Below are 506 nucleotides of genomic sequence, written 5' to 3'. Positions count from 1 at the left end.
ACGCCTGGTTCGTCGGCGAGGTCATCCACGGCGACTACTCCGCGACCGTCCGCGCCGCCACCTTCGACTCGGTGACCCAGTACGAGCTATGGAAGGCCATCTGGAGCAGCCTCAACGACGGCAACTTCCACGAGCTGGACTGGGCACTGAAGCGGCACAACGACTTCCTCGCCACGTTCGTACCGCTGACCTTCGTGGGTAACCATGACGTGACCCGGATCGCCAGCCAGTTGCAGAATTCCGCGCACCTCGAGCACGCGCTGGTGCTGTTGCTGACCACCGGCGGGACACCGAGCATCTACTCCGGCGACGAGTCGGCCTACCGGGGCGTCAAGGAGGAACGCCGTGGCGGCGACGATGCCATACGGCCGGAATTCTCCACTCCCCCAGATGATTCCGATGCCATCAGGCTGCACCAATATCTGATCGGGCTGCGCCGCAGGCATCCGTGGCTGCACACCGCGACGACGTCGCCGTTGCTGCTGACCAACACCGGGTATGTCTAC

Annotated in this window: 1 protein-coding gene; it reads left to right on the top strand. The window is 64.2% G+C overall.

The features are described 5' to 3' along the window. Positions 1-506, top strand: a 506-nt coding sequence (locus RM844_RS32190; RefSeq protein ID WP_311670990.1) for an alpha-amylase family glycosyl hydrolase, incomplete at both ends; no start/stop codon positions are given.

Source organism: Streptomyces chisholmiae (assembly GCF_031845445.1).
Taxonomy (GTDB): Bacteria; Actinomycetota; Actinomycetes; order Streptomycetales; family Streptomycetaceae; genus Streptomyces; species Streptomyces chisholmiae.
The sequence above is the reverse complement of the archived record's forward strand: the minus strand, read 5'-3'. Positions and strand labels throughout refer to the sequence as shown.